The sequence below is a fragment of the Occallatibacter sp. genome, assembly GCF_049582745.1.
Lineage (GTDB): Bacteria > Acidobacteriota > Terriglobia > Terriglobales > Acidobacteriaceae > Telmatobacter.
The window spans coordinates 1-17,391 of record NZ_JBAUUO010000067.1; the positions used below are offsets into that span (position 1 = coordinate 1).

A 17,391-nucleotide genomic window follows, 5' to 3' on the forward strand; every position below is an offset into this window, starting at 1 on the left:
TTTAGCCCAATGAGGTGAAAAACTGTCTTCGCTAAATCGATGCCGATTGTGTGGATCTCCATGGGGACGCCTCCTGTTCAACCCTTATACCTCCGCTGAGGTTTAGGCGGCGGACCATCCCATTAGTAACCCCGGAGTAAACATTTGCTTAACCTATTGCCGCCGGTACTTTCCGTCGTCTCCGGTGACTTCAGGTACTATCGCCCGCTCCGTTCTCGTGCTACATTCCTGCCATGAGGAAATTTGCGGTTACCGCGCTTTTGCTGGTGTTGTGTGCCGCTCCGGCCTTCGCCATTTGGCCTTTTCACAAGAAGCCCCATAAGGACCCCCGCGCCGGGGTGCATCCCACGGCCTATCACCCGAAAAACGAGAATATGAAGCACGCGCCGAAACACAAAGCGCAGAAGCACCCCACGCCGCCCAAATAGATTCGCCTCGCGCCGTGTCTCGCTGTTGCCGCGCCCGTGAGCTCTCCAGGTTTACGCTATGACAGAGTTGGAAGACCTCCGCTACCCGATCGGCCGATTCACGCCGTCCGCCTCCTCCGACCCCGCAGCTCGCGCAGAACACATCTCCACCCTCCGCCTGCTTCCGTCATCGCTGCAGACCGCCGTCAACGCCCTCACCCACCTCCAACTCGACACCCCCTACCGCAAAGGCGGCTGGACCGTGCGCCAGCTCGTGCATCACATCGCCGACAGCCACGCCAACGCGTACATGCGTACCAAGCTCGCTCTCACCGAAGACTGGCCCATCATCAAACCCTACGACGAAGCCGCCTGGGCTCGCCTCGCAGACAGCCGCCTGCCCATCGACGGCTCCCTCGCGATGGTCGCCGCAATGCACGAGCGCTGGGTGGCGCTCCTCGAATCGCTCTCCGACGCGGACTTCGAACGCGGCCACTTTCATCCCGAGAACGGCCGCCAGAATCTCGCCACCGTGCTTGCCATCTACGCCTGGCACTCGCGCCACCACACGGCGCACATCACGAATCTGCGCGCACGAAAGAACTGGTAGCCTTCGGTGTCCGCTGCTGTCGACGCCGTTTCCGCTGCAAAACTCGCCGAAATCCTCGAAGAATACCTCGCCCTTCATCCCGCCGCCGCTCTCCTCGAAGATGGCCGCGTCCTCTTCGACATGCGACTCGCACGCTACTCCGTTACCGAGTCCCACGGCCGCTGCCTCCTCCAGCTTTGGAGTGAGGAGCGCAATCTCATCCGTACCGTCGTCGAAATCCAGCCGCGCTCCCAGTGCCTCCGTGTCATGACGCGTCGCATGGGTTCTGCCAAGCCCCAGGCCCTCGAACTTGTTCCCAACAGCGATCGCCGCACCCCCACCGCCCGCGACTCCGCGCGCCGCAACTTTCAGAGACTCCTTGAACGCGTCCTCACCCGCGCCTTTATCGGCTCCAAGGTCGACGGCCTCCGTTCTGCGATGGATCTCGAGCACAGCTTTGGCCCGGCCTACATTCGTGGCCGCCTTCTTCGCGGCACCGCCGCCGAAGCGATCATCGGCGTCAGCGAAACAGAATCCTCCGCCACCATCGACGCCATCCTCACCCTCGGCATTCTCTGGCTCGACCACTGCCGCCAGAAAAGCGATGCACGCCGCCACTTCGGTTCGCTCAAGGTCATCGTGCCGCGTGGATCCGAGCAGACCACAGCCGAGCGCATGGCATGGCTCAACCACGCCGCCGCTGACTTTCAGCTCTTCACCCTCGATGAGCGCAACGAAGAACTCGCGCTCGTCGACTTCCGTGACAGAGGCAACCAGGTTGTGCGTCTTGTTCACGCCTTTTCCCCGGCGGCAGCCCTCGCGCGTTGCCAATCCGGCATCGACACAATTCTGAACCTGCTTCCCGCCAACGCTAAATCGCGCATCGAAATCCGTCCGCGTTCCGCAGCCGAAGTCGGCTTGACCCTGCATGGCCTTGAATTCGCCCGCGTACGTCACGGCGCCGATGCGCACTCCTTCGCCCATCAGCAGCAGATCACCTTCGGTGCCGGCGCAAACGAGACGCCCTTGACCGACGAAACAGCGGACCTTTGCCGCGAACTTTGCGCCCGCCTATTCGCAAGCCGCCATCGCGACGGCGTTCACAAAGATCCACTCTTTCGCATCCAGCCCGAGCGCTGGCTCGAATCCGAATTCCGCGCTGGACTCGGCGACCTGCTGCCCTCGCTCCGAAGCGATCACATCTATTCCCAGGTCCCCGCCTTTTCATCCGGCGATCGCGGCATGCTCGATCTGCTCACCCTCGATCGCGCCGGCCGCCTGGTCGTCATTGAACTCAAAGCTGACGAAGACATGCATCTCCCTCTCCAGGCCCTCGATTACTGGATTCGCGTCCGGGCTCTCAATGCCGATACGCAGCCCACCGCCGGCAGCGACCGGCCTATCTCGGCGTTCCAGCGCGAAGGCTACTTCACAGAAGCAGAAGTTTCGCCCGTGCCTCCGCGTCTCCTCCTGGCCGCTCCCGCATTGCGCATCCACCCCGCGAATCTCCCCCTCCTGCGCTATCTCTCTCCCCAGGTTGATTGGGAACTCATCGCCCTCAGCGAAGACTGGCGTCGCGAACTCCACATCGTCTTCCGCAAGCACCCTGCCTGAGCCAGAGCAACACCTGCATTCCCGTTTCAGGGCCTATGGGCTCCTTCACTCCTTCCTATGGCCCGGGAAAGAAGAATCCTAATCGTGAACACTCAAAAGCGGGCCATTCTCCAGGCAAGGGAAAGGTGATATAAATCACATATTTCCTGAAGAGACAGCGGGAGAATCACTCCATTCCGCAAGAGCAAGTTGCTCGAGTCCTGAAGGGGTGTCTGCTTCCTCCAGCAAGTACCCCCCCAGGTGGGAGATCTTCGTCGTGCCGAGTCAGACTGTTTGTGAATTTCCGTCTTCCACAGTAAGGGAGCCCGCCGTTTCCGCCCCGCTTTTCGCTTCCGACAACGTCGTATCGATCTGCGAGTCCCCGGCCTTTACGAAGAACACCGTGAACGAATGGTCAGAGTCGAATCCCGACGGCCTCGGCTGCGCTCGCGGTCTCCGCTCCGCGTTCCTCCTGGAAGCCGGCATGTTAGCACTGGCCTATGGTATCTGGCACTTCTGGCACCTGGCCCGCTAGAAATCCACGCTGTCTTCACTCAATCGACGATGCGATTCTGTGTGAACGGGACTCCAAAAAATCCGCAGTGTCATTCTGAACGAACGGGGCCCCAGACGCACTTCAGTCTGGGGGTGGTGAGCGAAGAATCTGCTTCTGTTTTTCGCCGCTCTCGCCGTAATCGAGCCCACTACTTCTTCAACGGCTTTCGCGCAAAGTAATAAAGCGAATACGCCAGCATCGCGAACGCCAGCACCGATACCCACATATGATCCAGAAACGTCCCTTGCGGGAAATTCAGGATGTCGCGATTCTCCATGTAAGTCGCTTCAACGGCCTTAAGTCCCACCCCAATCAGCCCCGCAATTCCGCCCGCCGCAATCAACCCTGAAGCAAACAGCGAGCCCGATGAAATCTCGCTGTCCCCCTCGGCATTCCCGGCCCGCGCTGCTGCCCGGTCCACCATCCACCGCACCACACCGCCCACAAAAATCGGCAGCGTCGTCCCGATCGGCAGATACGCGCCCACCGCAAACGTCAGCGAGCGAATCCCCAGCAACTCCACCGCAATTACCAGCGCCACACCCAGCAGCACCAGCCCCCACGGCAACTTGCGGCTCAGAATGCCATTGATCACCGTCGCCATCAGCCGCGCCTGCGGAGCAGGAGCAGCCGCGCTCCCGATCCCCTGGATCCAGTGCACTTCGATCTTTCCCGTCGCCGGAGAATACAAATACTTTCCGTCCTGCAGCTCCGTCGACCCGATCGCGTTCAGCACCACGAATTCCGACGCCTTGTGCGTAGTCGTCGTCTTGTCGTCCGCCACCACGCGAATCTCTGGCGGCAGATGTTTGATGTCCGACTGGATCGAAACTCCCGGATGCGATGCGTTGATGCTCCACGGCTGGTCTGCTGCGTGGAACTCCTGCAGCCCCGTGTTCATCAGGTTTAGCGTCACCCCAATCACCAGCGTCGAAACCACCACACCGATCATCAGCGCAATCTGCTGCGCTCGCGGCGTCGCCCCGATAATGTACCCGGTCTTCAAATCCTGCGAAGTATCTCCGGAGTTCGAAGCAGCAATGCACACCACGCCGCCAATCGTGATTGCGAGCGCTCCAAATGCCGGCGCCGTCCATCCCTGCACCAGGAACACCGCCGTCGTCGCCATCAGCGTCGCAATCGTCATGCCCGACACCGGGCTCGCCGACGACCCCACCAGTCCCACAATCCTCGAACTCACCGTCACAAACAAAAATCCAAACACCACCACCAGCAGCGATGCCGACAAATTCGCCGCCCATCCCACAAACGCTCCCGGCACCGGCTTGAATTCGAGAAACAGGAACATGCACGCCACAATCAGCAGCGATCCAATAATCACCACGTTCATGGAAAGATCGTTCTCCGTGCGAATCGGCTTTGCTTCCACTCTCTCAGCGCCGGGCTTCATATTCTTCAGCCCCACCGACAGCGCGCTCCAGATCGTAGGCAGAGTCTTCATCAGCGTAATCAGTCCCGCCGCCGCCACCGCCCCAGCTCCCATCGGCTTGATGTAAGCCTGCCAAAGATCGCTCGGCCCCATCTGCGCAATCGGAATCTGCCCCGGATACACCGGGTGCGGAAGTTCCTTCCCGAAGAAATAGATCAGCGGCATCACCACCAGCCACGAGAAAACGCCACCCGCAAAGATCACCCCGGCTACCTTCGATCCGATAATGTAGCCCACGCCGAGATACTCCGACGTCGCATCGGCATTGATCGAAGCGCCCTTCAGCACGTGCTGCGGCCCAAAGTCCGGCCGGAACTCCGGCGAACCCGGCCACCCGCGAAACAGATTGTCATTCTGAAAAAACGTGTATAGTCCGCCCAGCCCCAGTCCCAGAAAAACCCGGCTGGCCAGCGATCCGCCCGACTCGCCTGCGATCAGCACATCCGCGCAGGCCGTTCCCTCAGGGTAGGGAAGCACTCCATGCTCCTTCACAATCAGTTGCCGCCGCAGCGGAATCATGAACAGCACACCCAGCCATCCGCCGATGAGCGCCAGCATGAAAATTCGCGAGTACTCCAGGTCGAATCCCAGAAACACCAGCGCCGGCAGTGTAAAGATCACGCCCGAAGCGATCGACTGCCCCGCATTTCCCGTCGTCTGCACAATGTTGTTTTCGAGGATCGAGGCTCGTCCAAACGCGCGCAGAATGCTAATCGACAGCACCGAAATTGGAATCGATGCAGCCACGGTCAGCCCGGCCCGCAGGCCCACATACACCGTCACCGCACCAAAGATGATGCCGAAGATGGAACCCAGCACAAGCGCGCGAACTGTAAACTCGGGCGGGTTCTGATCGGGCGATACAAAAGGTTGAAACTCGGCCACAGACTGCCTCCAAACAAAGTTTTACAAAAACTCCGATTTCCCTGAAGGGACGAGTTTACGTCATCTCAACCGGTTTCTTTGCTTTGCCCGTAATCCTAACCCAGCCGCACTCCTTCCCACACCCTTCATACATAGCCCCCAGGTTCTGTCGTTCCGACCGAGCAACGGGAGTGGAGGAACCCGCAGTTGCTTTCAACACCGGCAACAGAATACGGCAGGTGACCGAAGTGCACCCCAGTGCCCACGCTTGTAACGGTCCGTCCGCCGGCACAACCACATTTTCCTAGACACTCTCCCCACACTTGCCTGAAAATGCATCAACGCCGGGGAAGCTCTGTTCCCAATTGAATTCCCAATTCCCCCGTCCCAAGGAGAATCCGTGATTCCAAGACAAGGGAAATTTCTGCTTGCCTTCGCAGTGTTGTTTCTCGCCGCAGCAACCTGCATGGCCCAATCGGTCAAGACGCATCACGTGCGCGATGTGGTGAAAAACGGAACGGCGCCGGCCTACGGTCGCCTCCCCGGCAACCAGGTCCTGCAGCTTGACCTCGTTCTCCCATTGCGCGACCCTGCGGGCCTCAAGGCTCTCCTCGCCGATGTCTACAACCCGGCCAGTCCGAACTATCGTCAGTTCCTTACCCCTACTGAATTCACTGCCCGCTTCGGACCCACCGCCGACGACTACGATACCGTCGTCCGCTTCGCCAAAACCTATGGCTTCGAAGTCGTAGGCGGCTCCCGCGATGGCATGCTCGTCCAGGTCAAAGGCAGCGTCTCCAATATTGAAGCTGCATTTCACGTGAACATGCGCACCTACAAGCACCCCACCGAAAGCCGCACATTTCATTCGCCCGATCGCGAGCCCACTCTCGATCTGCCCTTCAACCTCTGGCACATTTCCGGCCTCGACAATTACTCCATTCCCAAGCCGCTGCTCATCAACAAAGACGAATACGCCGCGGCCCACGGAATCCAGCCCGATCAGGTCGTCGCCCACGCCACCACCGGCTCCGGCCCATCGGCTTCGTTCCTCGGCAGCGATATGCGCGCCGCCTACTACGGATCGGGATCTCTCACCGGCGCCGGCCAGAATCTTGGACTACTCGAGTACTACGGCACCAACCTTACCGACCTGACCACCTATTTCAAGAATGTAGGCCAGACCAACAACGTTCCCATCACCCTGCTCTCCACCGACGGCACAAGCACCAGCTGTTCCTATCCCAATTGCGACGACGGCGAGCAGAATCTTGACATGACCCAGGCCATCGGCATGGCGCCGGGCCTCGCCAGTCTCGTTATGTACATCGGGTCCACCGACACATCGATCATCAGCGCCATGACCACCCACAATCCCCTGCCGACCACCATCGGCTGCTCGTGGGGATGGACGCCCGCCGATCCCAGCACACTCGATCCTTACTTTCAGAAGATGGCCGCCCAGGGACAGAACTTCTTCGCAGCTTCCGGTGATAGCTCCACCTGGTCGCGCCGCGTCGAAGCCTGGCCGGCAGACGACGCCTATGTCGTCTCCGTCGGCGGCACAGATCTTGTAACCTCTGGTGCAGCCGGTCCGTGGGCCTCTGAAACTGCATGGGTCGACAGCGGCGGCGGCATCAGCCCCGATAGCATCGCCATTCCGTCCTGGCAGAAACTCTCCGGCGTTATCAATTCCAGCAACAAGGGATCGACCACGCTGCGCAACGGTCCCGATGTTTCCGCTAACGCCAACTTCACCTTCTACACCTGCGGCGATCAAAAGGCTTGCCAGGCCAACTACTACGGCGGCACCAGCTTCGCCGCGCCCATGTGGGCCGGCTACATCGCTCTCGTCAACCAGCAACTCGCCAATGGTGGTCAGAAGTCCATTGGCTTTATCAATCCCACCATCTACCAGCAGAACGTCAACGCCAGCACCTACGCCGCCGATTTTCACGACATCAAGAGCGGCACCTCCGGCAGCTACTCGGCGGTCACCGGTTTCGATCTCGTGACGGGATGGGGCAGTCCGACCGCGGCATTGGTTACCGCACTTTCCGGGCCTCCACCCGCTGGCTTCACCATCTCGGCCTCGCCCAGCTCAGTCTCCGTCTCTGCCGGCAACAACGGATCCACGACCATCGATAGCGCTGTAACCGGTGGCTTCTCCGGCTCCATCACCTTGTCGGCTGCCGGCCAACCCTCAGGCGTCACCATCGGTTTCACGACCAATCCCACCTCCGCCGGCAACAGCACCAGCATGACCATCGGTGTTGCGGCAGGCACCGCAGGCGGAACTTATCCCATCACCGTCACCGGTACCTCCGGCACCACGGTTGAAACCACCACGGTCACGCTTACCATCCCCGGCATAACCCCCGACTTCACCCTCAACGTCTCGCCCACTTCGTTGGCCGTCAAGCGTAACAGCGCGGGAAGTGTGACGATCACTACGACTGTGAGCGGAGGCTTCGGCTCCAGTATCGCTCTCAGCGGTACCGTCACCGGCTCCCGTGTCACGCTTGGTTTTAGCCCGACATCGATTACTGGCGCCGGAACCTCGACCATGACCATCACTGTCAACCGCCGAGCAGCAACCGGCTCAAGAACAATTACGATCACCGGAAAGAGCGGAACAATTACGCACACCGCGACAGTCGCTTTGACCGTGCAGTGACACGACTCGGCATTGTGAAATGCAACACTCGATCCAACTCAAGCCCGGACTGCAAAGTCCGGGCTTGCTTCGTTGTCGAACTGAGGTCCGCCCTCTTCCTTCAACAGCCTTGATTCATCTCGCCTATTGGCACACCCGACCCCCAGCGCGTAGCTTAAGATGCATCAGTTTTCCCAGGGGTACCGATGCAACCAGGTCTCACTGAAAAGCCGACCACCGTCACCAATCCCGCCCTCGCACCCAACCCCGTCAAACGCCTCCTCTCGCTTGATGTGGTCCGCGGCATCACCATCGCCTTCATGATCATGGTCAACAACAATGGCGGCCCCGGTTCCTGGCGCTTCATGAATCACGCCAACTGGAACGGCCTCACCCCCACCGACCTGGTCTTCCCCACATTCGTTTTCATCGTTGGCGTCTCGGTCGTCTTCGCCTTCCATGCACGCATTGCCAAAGGCGACACGCGTGCCAAACTCGCGAAGCATACGATAATTCGCGCCATCGTCCTCATCCTCTTCGGCATCATCGTCAACAGCTTTCCGTTCTTCCATCTCGACCACATGCGTTTCTATGGCGTGCTCCAGCGGATAGGCGTCTGCTATCTCGTCGTCGGCCTCTTCTACCTCTGGGATCAGCGCGCCTCCACCAAGTGGATCGCTCTCGGCTTCTGCCTCGTCGGCTACTGGGTCCTCGTACGCTGGGTGCCCATCCCCGGCGTCGGCGTGCCCGGTCGCGACGTCCCCTTCATGGACATGACAAACAACCTCGTTTCCTGGCTCGATCGCGCTCTTTTCCCGCATCACCTTTATCTCTATGCGCCCGATCACAACGTGCGCGACCCCGAAGGCCTGCTTAGCGATCTTCCCGCCATCGGCACCGCGCTCATGGGTGTTATCACCGGAATCTTCCTGCGCTCCAAGCGATCCGTTGCCGCCAAGACCACCGGCCTCGCCATCGCATCCATCTGCAGTCTCGCCGTCGGCTATCTCTGGTCCCTCGAATTCCCGCTCAACAAAAATATGTGGACCAGTTCCTTCGTCCTCGTCGCCGGCGGCTATTCGCTCGCCCTCCTCTGTTTCGCCTGGTTCACCATCGAACAAATGAACTGGCGCAAAGGATGGACCTGGCCCTGGCTCGTCTTCGGATCCAACGCCATCGCCGCCTACATGTTCAGCGAACTCATGCCCGGCATTCTCTACAACATCCACGTTTCAGCAGGATCCGGAAAACATACCGAATTGATGGTCTGGCTCTTCACCCACACCTTCGCCCACATTCCCGATCCCCATTGGGCCGCCTTCGCCTACTCCGCCTCCTTCACAACTTTCTGCTTCATCCCGGTTTGGATCCTCTACCGGAGGAAAATTTTCCTCAAGGTGTAGCGGTGACCTTCTGGTGACTACTGTGTCCTCCACAAAAGTGTTATCCGATGTTTCATCGGATAACCTCGGAGGTATGCTAGCCGTCTATCTGCTCTAACAGACGCGCAGCGGTTCTGAAGGTGGACCGCTCCAGAACCTGGGCAAGCAGTTTTCTCCGGCGGCTGCTCGGTCGTCACAGCCGGTTTGCCGAAGTCCCCGCACCACCCTTCGGCGTGGAGGTCGCGCATGAGTGTACCTGCGAATTCCCCAACAAGCTGCGCCTGCGCCGCGGCCCCATCACCGAAGCGGCGCATCGCGTCGGAACTCGCCGAACTCGCCGTCGGGTACAGCCTCATCCTCGCTGTCATCTGGACTCCGCACCCCCTCCAGCACTGGCTCTACTTCATCGCGCTCGGATGGTTCATCGTCTCGATCGTCCTCTCCTTCGAGGGATGGAAGGCGATGGGTTGCTGCGTCGCCGGATTCTGGCGCTCGTCCTGGGTCATCGGAGTCGCCCTCATCCTCGCGGCCATCGCTACCTTCTTCGCCAGCAGCCTGCATACGCTCCATCACCCTGGTGGGCCCGTGCAATGGGTCCGGGCCTTTGCCGGCTACACCATCTGGTCACTCATGCAGCAATTACTGCTGCAGGGATATTTCCTCGCGCGTCTTCTACGTATCGTCCCAAAGGCCAACCTCGCGGCAATCATCTCCGCCGGCGTCTTCGCACTCGCGCATCTGCCGAATCCGATCCTCACCCCGCTCACGCTCATCTGGGGACTGACCGCCTGTCTCGTCTTCATCCGCTCGCGCAACGTCTATCCGCTCGCCATCGCCCATGCCATCTTCGGCATCGCGGTCGCCATCACCATTCCCGCATCCATCCTCCACAACATGCATGTCGGCCTTGGCTATATTGACTACAATCCAACCCCGCTCGATCTCAGCCAGAGCCACCACGCCAGCCCCTCACTCCCCCGTTAACTCCTTCACTCCTTCACTCCTTCACTCCTTCACTCCCTCACTTCTTCACTCCTTCACTTTTTCACTCCTTCACTTCTTCCTTTGTCCCCGGTCGTTTAAACAGCCACGTCATCAGCAGCGAAAACAACAGCGCCCCCACCGTGAACTTCAGCCACACCGGCGCATGCGATGGTGAAAAGAATCCCTCCAGGCACCCGGCCACCACCAGCATTGGAATCACACCCGCCACCAACTGCGTCGCTTCAATGCCGCCCTTCGCCACCGACTCCTTCCAGCGATATCCCCCGGGAAACAGCATCGCGTGTCCCACTCGAAATCCCGCGCCCCCCGCGATTATGATCGCCGGCAGTTCCAGCGACCCGTGCGGTGCGATAAAGCTCCACAAAGGGATCGACATACTGTACTGGTGGCACGCCGCTGCGATCACCCCCAGCATCATCCCGTTGTTGAACAACAGAAAAAACGTGCCAACCCCGAACGTGATTCCGGCGGCAAATGCAAGAAAGCTCACCGACAGATTGTTCGTCATGATGTGGCTGGTCTCTTTCGGCGCGACACTCACAATGGAATCCGTCCACATCTTGTGCTGCTCCATGGTCGCAATCATGGCCGGCCCCACAAAGTGACGCATAAACTCCGGCCGCGCACTCGTCAGCGCTGCACCCAGCACCGCCCAGGCAATCGTCACCACCAGCGACGCCGTCACGTACGGCAGTTGCCGCCGGAAAATCACCGGATACTCGTCCTTGAGAAAGCGAAACAGTGTCAGCCACGTCGTCTTCTGCCGCGAATAAACAATGTGGTGTGCCCGCGCCAGCAACTGATTCACATTGTCGCTATAGGTCCGCGCCGTCTCATCGCGCCGCAGAACCGAGAGATCCGCCGCCACCTGCCGGTACAGCAGCGCCATCTCCTGCAGTTCGGCGCGCGAAAGGCTGCCCAGCCCGTCCCTGTCCGAACGCGACAACAGCACCGACAGCCGGTCCCAGTGGGGCCGGCGCTTCGCGATCCATTGATTCGATAGAATGGGCGCCATGACTCAGTTTGACCAGAGTTCAGATCAGCTTAGCATTGAAACACCCGAACTCGTCGCCATCCAGATGCCTCTCGCCGGCATCGGCAGCCGTTTCATCGCCCTCCTGGTCGACTACATCATCTGGGGCATTGGCATCGTCTTTGTCATCTGGATCTTCGCTTTCTTCCTGCCCGGCCTCAACGCCTTCAACCACCTCTCCGCGCAATGGGCAACCGCCCTCTACCTCTTTCTGCTCTTCCTGTTCAACTGGGGCTATTTCACCTTGTTTGAGGCATTCTGGAACGGCCGCACCCCCGGCAAGCGCATCGCTCACATCCGCGTTATCCAGCGGTCAGGCCGCGCCATCGGCCTCTTTGAATCCATGGCCCGCAACTTCATCCGCTACATTGACCAGATCCCCTTCTTCTATGCGGTGGGCGCCGTCGCCATCTTCGTTACCCGCGACCACCAGCGTCTCGGCGATCTCGCCGCCGGCACCCTCGTCGTTCGTGACCGCATTGAAGATGCTCCCACCAGCACGGAGTCCACCCGCACCTTTACCGCCAACATCTTCGCCCCAGCCGCGCCCACCCCCGAACCGCACGCCGGCTTCTCGCTCCCCGATCACGGCATCGCCAAACTCGCGGCATCCGATCTTCTGGTCCTCGAAAGTTTTTTCGCCCGCCGTCTCGACATGCCCCTCGCCACACGCGCCGCCCTGGCCCAGCGCATCTCCGCCGCCATCCAGTCCAAGTCCGGCCTCGAACCACCTCCCGGCGTCAGCGTCGAAACATTCCTTGAAATCACCGCAAGACAGCTCCGCGACGTCGCCCGCATGCACTCCTGACACTTCCAAAGTCGTAAAGTCCTCATCATTCTTGCCCTGTCATTCCGACCATCCACCCCACCCGGGCTCTGTCATTCCGACCGACCAACGGGAGTGGAGGAACCTGCAGTTGCTTTTCCTGCGCAATCGCCACCAGCCCATCTAACCCCCAAAACACTGTCATTCCGACCGACCAACGGGAGCGGAGGAACCTGCAGTTGCTCTTCCTGCGCTATCCCCACCCTTTCAGCCCAAACCACCACAATCCAATTGGCTCTCCCGGACTTTTGGTGGCAAGCTAGAAGAGTACGGAGACGATCCATCATGCAGACCAGGACCAAGTGGCACATTGATCAGCTCTCGTCCCCCGCTGGACACCCTGTATTCGTCCTGCGCTTCGACGGCGACATCGCCGCCACATCCAAAGCCGATTTCGAGGGCTGCTATCAAAGCCTTCCCAAAGAATCCTCCAAGCTGATCCTTCTCGATTTCTCCAAGGTGAGTTACATCAATTCCAGCGGCATCACTCTCGTCATTCAGCTCCTCATGGAGGCCTATCATCACGCGCAGAAAGTCTGCGCCTTCGGCCTCTCGCCTCACTTCACCAAGGTCTTCACCGTAGCCGGCATCACCAAGTACGCCGAACTCTTCCACACCCAGGCCGAAGCCATCGCCGCATTCTAAGTGCGCCTCACCACCCGCGCCCCCGTCTTCCTGTGCGCCTCGCCAGCGGCCTTTTCAGGCTGCTGAATATGCGCCTTGCATTGGGACGGGCTTCAGTATCTGCGTGAGAACTCGATGAAAGCGCTAACTTGCTGACTCACGATGCCGCGAAGCGGCAGCCTGGCTCGACAAATGCTTCACCGTGACCGATATTTGTTTCTAATGGCTACCAAAATTAAGCGCATTGGCATTCTCACAGCCGGGGGCGACAGCCCTGGTCTAAACGCCGCCATCCGCGGAGTCGGCAAAGCCGCGCTCGGCTACTACGGCTGGGAGATCGTAGGTTTTCGAGACGGTTTTCGCGGTCTCGTCGAGAACCGGCGGATCAATCTGGATCGCGCTGCACTTTCCGGCATTCTCACCATCGGCGGCACGATTCTCGGCACCAGCCGTGACAAGCCACATCGCATGGTGATGGGAGGCAAAACGAAGGATATGACCGGCGTCATCCGGGACAATCTCAAGAAGTGGGGAATCGACTGCCTCGTATGCCTTGGTGGCGGCGGCACAGCGAAAAACGCCCTGCGCCTGCAACGTGCGGGCATCAATGTGATTACGCTGCCTAAGACCATCGACAACGACGTGGCCATGACCGACGCAACTTTTGGCTACGCCACTGCTTTGGACATCGCCACTGATGCAATTGATCGCCTGCACAGCACCGCTCACAGCCACCACCGCATCATCGTGGCCGAGGTCATGGGTCATCGCGCGGGCTGGCTTACGCTCGGCGCTGGACTGGCGGGCGGCGCGGATGTGATCCTCATTCCCGAAATCCCTTACGACGTCAAGAGGATCGCCGACGCCATTCGCCAACGCAGCAAACGAGGGAGCAACTTCAGCATTGTGGCCGTGGCCGAGGGCGCGATGAGCCGCGACGACGCGCGCATCTATGAGGGCGCTGAGAAGAAACTGGAACGCGCCAAAACCTTGAACGATAAGATCGAGGCCAAGCGCGAAGTCGGCGAGCTTGATATTCGGCATCAAGGCAACACCATGCGCCTCGCGGGAAAGCTCGAGGAGCTCACGCACCTCGAATCTCGTGTGACCATCCTTGGCTATGTCCAACGCGGCGGCACGCCGTGTGCGGCAGATCGGATCCTCGCCACTCGCCTTGGCACCGCCTGCGCCGATCTGATCAACGAGGGGAAGTTTGGCGTCATGGTGGCGGCCCGGGGCGACGACACGGAGCCGGTGCCGCTGGATAAAGTGGCAGGTAAGCGAAAGTCAGTCCCGCGCGGCCATTCTTGGTTAGAGACAGCGCGCAGGTTGGGTACGTGCCTCGGTGATTGAGAAGAACAACGTGCGCATGCGACGGTCTTTCAAGCGAGTCCCGGATAAATATCCAACCCGAGCACGGGATTGCAGGGTGCTCTTCTCGCGATTTGACTGTGCGCGGCTCGACAACCGGTATACCGAACCTCCGCTCCGGTCCTGATTTGAGGTTGCGCGCTGTACATTTGTAGGTGTCCAACAAAACGGAAAGAAGACAAGCATGCGCTATGTAATTGGTATCGATCTCGGCGGAACCGCCGTTAACTACACGGTGGTTGACGAAAAGCAGAACATTTTGGTTGAAGGATTGTGTGAATATCCAGCCCGCTCTGTGGAGGGGCCCAAGATCTGCATCAACCAGATCGCGGAAGGCGCGGCGCCGGCACTGGCCCGCGCGGGTGTGTCCATGGAGGACGTCGCCGCGGTGGGACTTGATACGCCGGGTCCAGCCAGCGCCAAGGGCGTGCTCAGCGCCAGGGGATCCACAAACTTTGTGCACGAGGATTGGACCAGCTTCGACATTCGCGGTGCCCTCGAGAGCAAGCTCGGCAAGCCGGTTGTGTACTTGAACGATGCCAACGCGGCGGCTCTGTGGGGCCATTTTGCGCTATACGGCACGAATAGCGGAAAGACGACAATCTCCATTATTGTCGGAACCGGAAACGGTGGAGGCGTGATCGTAAACGATCGGGTGATCGAGGGTAAGAATGGCTTCGGCGGCGAATTGGGCCATGTGCTGGTTCCCTACTCTGAGATTCCTGAGATTGCAGGATTGAAACCGATCTGCAACTGCGGGCGAATTGGCGATCTCGAGTCGTTGTGCTCGCTGACGTCGATCCGGATGAATGTGCTGCCGTTCCTGCTGAAGCAACATCCAGAACACGAGCTGGCGAAAATGGAGATTGCCAAGACTGCGTATGCTGCGCGCGGGCTGGCGGCGAAGGGCGATCCGCTCTGCCGAACCATCTTCAAAGTTCAGGCACATGCGCTCGGCCTTTTCTTCGACGAAATGATCAATACGTTCGATCCGGATGCGCTGATCATCGGCGGCGGCGTGCTTGAGGCGACAGAGGAATTCCGGCAGTGGTTTATTCAGCAGATTCGTGCGGGCATGCCGCTTCAGCGCGCCGAGCAGGCTGATATCCCGATTCATGTGATTCCCAACGGCGATTGCGCCGGTGCGCTCGGTGCCGCGATCGGGGCTCTGCAATTACTGAAGTAGTTGCAGACTTGTGCGGTTGTTCTGTTCCCGCGCCCAAAAGCAGCCGGCAGCAGGTGTTGCTCAACTAGTATTTACGGATGCGGTTATCCAGCCGGAATGCGGGAGTAGTTGCTGTTCCCGGAGGGACACTTCTCTACGATCCGAGTGTGGGATTCAGTGGCGCAATATCACGCAAGTCATCGCACTCCTCATATCGGACCTCGCTCATGTTGTGGCTTTCTTGAAGTCTTCCTCTGTCCATCTTTCAATCCAACTCGTCTCGTAGCGCCCCACCCAATCCCAGGCAGATTTGTCCCATTCGCCTCCGCGAGCGACAATGAACTTGGCCGCCAAATCAGGCCGGAAAGGGAACCGGTGAAACTCGTCGCGCAATCGAAACGGTCCCTGGCTCTCTTTCTCATCGCGGCCTTCGCACTTGCACAATCTCCGGACCTCCGCCAATCCGCCCTCACTCTCGAGCAGCAAGGCAAATTCGCCGAGTCCGAAGCAGCCTGGCACGCCTTTCTGAAAGCCCACCCCTTCGACGCCGAACCCTACGCGCACCTCGGCCTCCTCGAAGCCCGTCAGGACCGCTACAACGAAGCCGTGCCGTTCTACCGCAAGGCTCTCGCGATCCAGCCATCCATGCCTGGCCTGCGACTCAACCTCGGCCTTGCTCTCTTCAAAGCTGACGACCTCAAAGCCGCGATTCCCGAATTCAACATCCTCCTCAAAAGCGCAAAGCCCCATTCGCCCGAGGCGCTCCGCTTCACGATTCTCCTGGGCATGTCTCACTACGGTCTCGGCCAATTCGCACAGGCCGCGCCCTACCTCAAGACCGCCGCCGACGCGGATCCGCAAAACCTGTCCACCCGCCTCGCCCTCGCGCACAGCTATCTCTGGTCCAAACAGTTCAATCGCGTCCTCGATGTCTATAAGGAAATTCTCAACCTCGACCCCGACTCCGCCGAAGCCGACATGCTCGCTGGCGAAGCCCTGGATGAGATGAGCGATACTTCGGGCGCCATCGACATGTTCCGCAAAGCCGTCAAAGCCAAGCCCGGCGAGCCCAACGTCCACTTCGGCCTCGGCTATCTGCTCTGGTCGCAAAAACAATATCCCGAGGCCATCAAGGAATTTCAGGCCGAACTGGCCAACGACCCCAACCACGCGCAGTCCATGCTCTACATTGCCGACGCCGACATCCAGATGAATCAGTACGCCGATGCCACGCCACTTCTGCAGAAGTCGATCAAGCTTGACCCCTCGATCGGCCTTGCTCACCTCGACCTCGGCATCCTGGCCGCCAATGACGACCGTAACGACGACGCGCTCCGCGAATTCATCGCCGCCGAAAAGCTCAATCCCAATGACGTTAACGTGCATTGGCGTCTCGGCCGTCTCTACCGCGCAATGGGCCGAAAAGAAGAAGCCAAAGCGGAGCTCGACAAGGCCAGCACCATCACTCGTTCGGCCGATCAGGAACTCTATAAGAAGATTTCAGGCGGGCAACCCAAACACGCAGACGCTCCGCAGCCCGCCGCTCCCACCGACAAATAGTGTCGTGCTTGAGCCCCTGAGCATTGCGCGACATTCTTCGTCGTCGCTCCTGCAACCAGTTCTAGTTGCGCTGTGCTTGTGCCGCGATCGCGGTCTCTTTGGTGAGAAGCTGCGCAAGCGCCCGCTCCGGACACATGTGGCGCGACTCGAGCCGCTCCACATCGTCTTCCGTCTCGATCGAGGACGCCACCGTCATCATGCAATCCAGGCACCGCGTATTGTAGGTTCCGTTCTCGTTTTGTGTTCGACTGTACATATCAACACCCACCTGTTCAAGCAGCAAGGTTTCTCGATACTACGCACCTGAAGA

At 59.7% G+C, this 17,391-nt stretch carries 15 protein-coding genes; 12 read left to right on the forward strand and 3 right to left on the reverse strand.

What is annotated here, in order from left to right; genetic code table 11:
• Nucleotides 1–233 precede the first annotated feature (233 nt).
• The 4 genes from WCA10_RS10865 (at nucleotide 234) to WCA10_RS10880 (ending at nucleotide 3,124) form a co-directional block, all read left to right on the forward strand.
• Nucleotides 234–428: a hypothetical protein gene (locus WCA10_RS10865; protein WP_472822540.1), complete on the forward strand. Its 195-nt coding sequence runs from the start codon at nucleotides 234–236 to the stop codon at nucleotides 426–428.
• Between the two features lie 58 nt (nucleotides 429–486).
• Nucleotides 487–1,017 (forward strand): YfiT family bacillithiol transferase, encoded by a 531-nt coding sequence (locus WCA10_RS10870; protein ID WP_472822541.1) that lies wholly within the window; start codon nucleotides 487–489, stop codon nucleotides 1,015–1,017.
• A gap of 6 nt (nucleotides 1,018–1,023) precedes the next feature.
• A complete protein-coding gene (locus WCA10_RS10875; RefSeq protein WP_472822542.1) occupies nucleotides 1,024–2,610 on the forward strand; it encodes a hypothetical protein in 1,587 nt (528 codons plus the stop codon).
• Nucleotides 2,611–2,992: 382 nt separating this feature from the next.
• Nucleotides 2,993–3,124, forward strand: coding sequence for a hypothetical protein (locus tag WCA10_RS10880; protein ID WP_472822543.1), 132 nt, complete (start codon nucleotides 2,993–2,995; stop codon nucleotides 3,122–3,124).
• Nucleotides 3,125–3,293: 169 nt separating this feature from the next.
• Here WCA10_RS10880 and WCA10_RS10885 read toward each other — a convergent pair whose 3' ends face one another.
• On the reverse strand, nucleotides 3,294–5,480 hold the full coding sequence (locus tag WCA10_RS10885) for an OPT family oligopeptide transporter (RefSeq protein WP_472822544.1): 2,187 nt from the start codon (nucleotides 5,478–5,480) through the stop codon (nucleotides 3,294–3,296).
• Nucleotides 5,481–5,859: 379 nt separating this feature from the next.
• On the opposite strand from WCA10_RS10885, the gene WCA10_RS10890 reads away from it, so the two are divergent.
• The 3 genes from WCA10_RS10890 to WCA10_RS10900 all read left to right on the forward strand — a co-directional run bounded on the left by WCA10_RS10890 (nucleotide 5,860) and on the right by WCA10_RS10900 (nucleotide 10,481).
• Entirely contained in the window at nucleotides 5,860–8,136 is a 2,277-nt protein-coding gene (locus WCA10_RS10890; RefSeq protein ID WP_472822545.1) for a protease pro-enzyme activation domain-containing protein, read from the forward strand.
• Between the two features lie 185 nt (nucleotides 8,137–8,321).
• The gene (locus WCA10_RS10895; RefSeq protein ID WP_472822546.1) at nucleotides 8,322–9,518 is read left to right on the forward strand and encodes an acyltransferase family protein; all 1,197 of its coding nucleotides are present in this window, start codon (nucleotides 8,322–8,324) and stop codon (nucleotides 9,516–9,518) included.
• Between the two features lie 225 nt (nucleotides 9,519–9,743).
• Nucleotides 9,744–10,481, forward strand: a complete 738-nt coding sequence (locus WCA10_RS10900) for a lysostaphin resistance A-like protein (protein ID WP_472822547.1) — start codon at nucleotides 9,744–9,746, stop codon at nucleotides 10,479–10,481.
• A gap of 61 nt (nucleotides 10,482–10,542) precedes the next feature.
• Here the strand turns inward: WCA10_RS10900 and WCA10_RS10905 are convergent, their stop codons facing one another.
• The gene (locus WCA10_RS10905; protein ID WP_472822548.1) at nucleotides 10,543–11,517 is read right to left on the reverse strand and encodes a stage II sporulation protein M; all 975 of its coding nucleotides are present in this window, start codon (nucleotides 11,515–11,517) and stop codon (nucleotides 10,543–10,545) included.
• Here WCA10_RS10905 and WCA10_RS10910 point away from each other — a divergent pair.
• The 5 genes from WCA10_RS10910 (at nucleotide 11,516) to WCA10_RS10930 (ending at nucleotide 17,081) form a co-directional block, all read left to right on the forward strand.
• Complete coding sequence (locus WCA10_RS10910) at nucleotides 11,516–12,343, forward strand: RDD family protein (protein WP_472822549.1); 828 nt, start codon at nucleotides 11,516–11,518, stop codon at nucleotides 12,341–12,343. The two genes, WCA10_RS10905 and WCA10_RS10910, sit on opposite strands and share 2 nt — an antisense overlap.
• A gap of 303 nt (nucleotides 12,344–12,646) precedes the next feature.
• Nucleotides 12,647–13,006 carry an STAS domain-containing protein gene (locus tag WCA10_RS10915; RefSeq protein WP_472822550.1) on the forward strand — a complete coding sequence of 120 codons (360 nt, stop codon included), beginning with the start codon at nucleotides 12,647–12,649 and terminating at the stop codon, nucleotides 13,004–13,006.
• Between the two features lie 201 nt (nucleotides 13,007–13,207).
• The gene (locus tag WCA10_RS10920; protein WP_472822551.1) at nucleotides 13,208–14,338 is read left to right on the forward strand and encodes a 6-phosphofructokinase; all 1,131 of its coding nucleotides are present in this window, start codon (nucleotides 13,208–13,210) and stop codon (nucleotides 14,336–14,338) included.
• Between the two features lie 202 nt (nucleotides 14,339–14,540).
• Nucleotides 14,541–15,542: an ROK family protein gene (locus WCA10_RS10925; protein ID WP_472822552.1), complete on the forward strand. Its 1,002-nt coding sequence runs from the start codon at nucleotides 14,541–14,543 to the stop codon at nucleotides 15,540–15,542.
• 354 nt (nucleotides 15,543–15,896) lie between these two features.
• Nucleotides 15,897–17,081 (forward strand): tetratricopeptide repeat protein, encoded by a 1,185-nt coding sequence (locus WCA10_RS10930; RefSeq protein WP_472822553.1) that lies wholly within the window; start codon nucleotides 15,897–15,899, stop codon nucleotides 17,079–17,081.
• Nucleotides 17,082–17,142: 61 nt separating this feature from the next.
• Here WCA10_RS10930 and WCA10_RS10935 read toward each other — a convergent pair whose 3' ends face one another.
• On the reverse strand, nucleotides 17,143–17,337 hold the full coding sequence (locus WCA10_RS10935) for a hypothetical protein (RefSeq protein WP_472822554.1): 195 nt from the start codon (nucleotides 17,335–17,337) through the stop codon (nucleotides 17,143–17,145).
• Nucleotides 17,338–17,391: the final 54 nt, after the last annotated feature.

What these genes read in the sequence shown, in the direction of transcription:
- WCA10_RS10910 (WP_472822549.1), top strand. Translation starts at nt 11,516, where the DNA reads ATGACTCAGTTTGACCAGAGTTCAGATCAGCTTAGCATTGAAACACCC.
- WCA10_RS10905 (WP_472822548.1), bottom strand. Translation starts at nt 11,517, where the DNA reads ATGGCGCCCATTCTATCGAATCAATGGATCGCGAAGCGCCGGCCCCAC.
- WCA10_RS10900 (WP_472822547.1), top strand. Translation starts at nt 9,744, where the DNA reads ATGAGTGTACCTGCGAATTCCCCAACAAGCTGCGCCTGCGCCGCGGCC.
- WCA10_RS10870 (WP_472822541.1), top strand. Translation starts at nt 487, where the DNA reads ATGACAGAGTTGGAAGACCTCCGCTACCCGATCGGCCGATTCACGCCG.
- WCA10_RS10915 (WP_472822550.1), top strand. Translation starts at nt 12,647, where the DNA reads ATGCAGACCAGGACCAAGTGGCACATTGATCAGCTCTCGTCCCCCGCT.
- WCA10_RS10895 (WP_472822546.1), top strand. Translation starts at nt 8,322, where the DNA reads ATGCAACCAGGTCTCACTGAAAAGCCGACCACCGTCACCAATCCCGCC.
- WCA10_RS10865 (WP_472822540.1), top strand. Translation starts at nt 234, where the DNA reads ATGAGGAAATTTGCGGTTACCGCGCTTTTGCTGGTGTTGTGTGCCGCT.
- WCA10_RS10925 (WP_472822552.1), top strand. Translation starts at nt 14,541, where the DNA reads ATGCGCTATGTAATTGGTATCGATCTCGGCGGAACCGCCGTTAACTAC.
- WCA10_RS10935 (WP_472822554.1), bottom strand. Translation starts at nt 17,337, where the DNA reads ATGTACAGTCGAACACAAAACGAGAACGGAACCTACAATACGCGGTGC.
- WCA10_RS10920 (WP_472822551.1), top strand. Translation starts at nt 13,208, where the DNA reads ATGGCTACCAAAATTAAGCGCATTGGCATTCTCACAGCCGGGGGCGAC.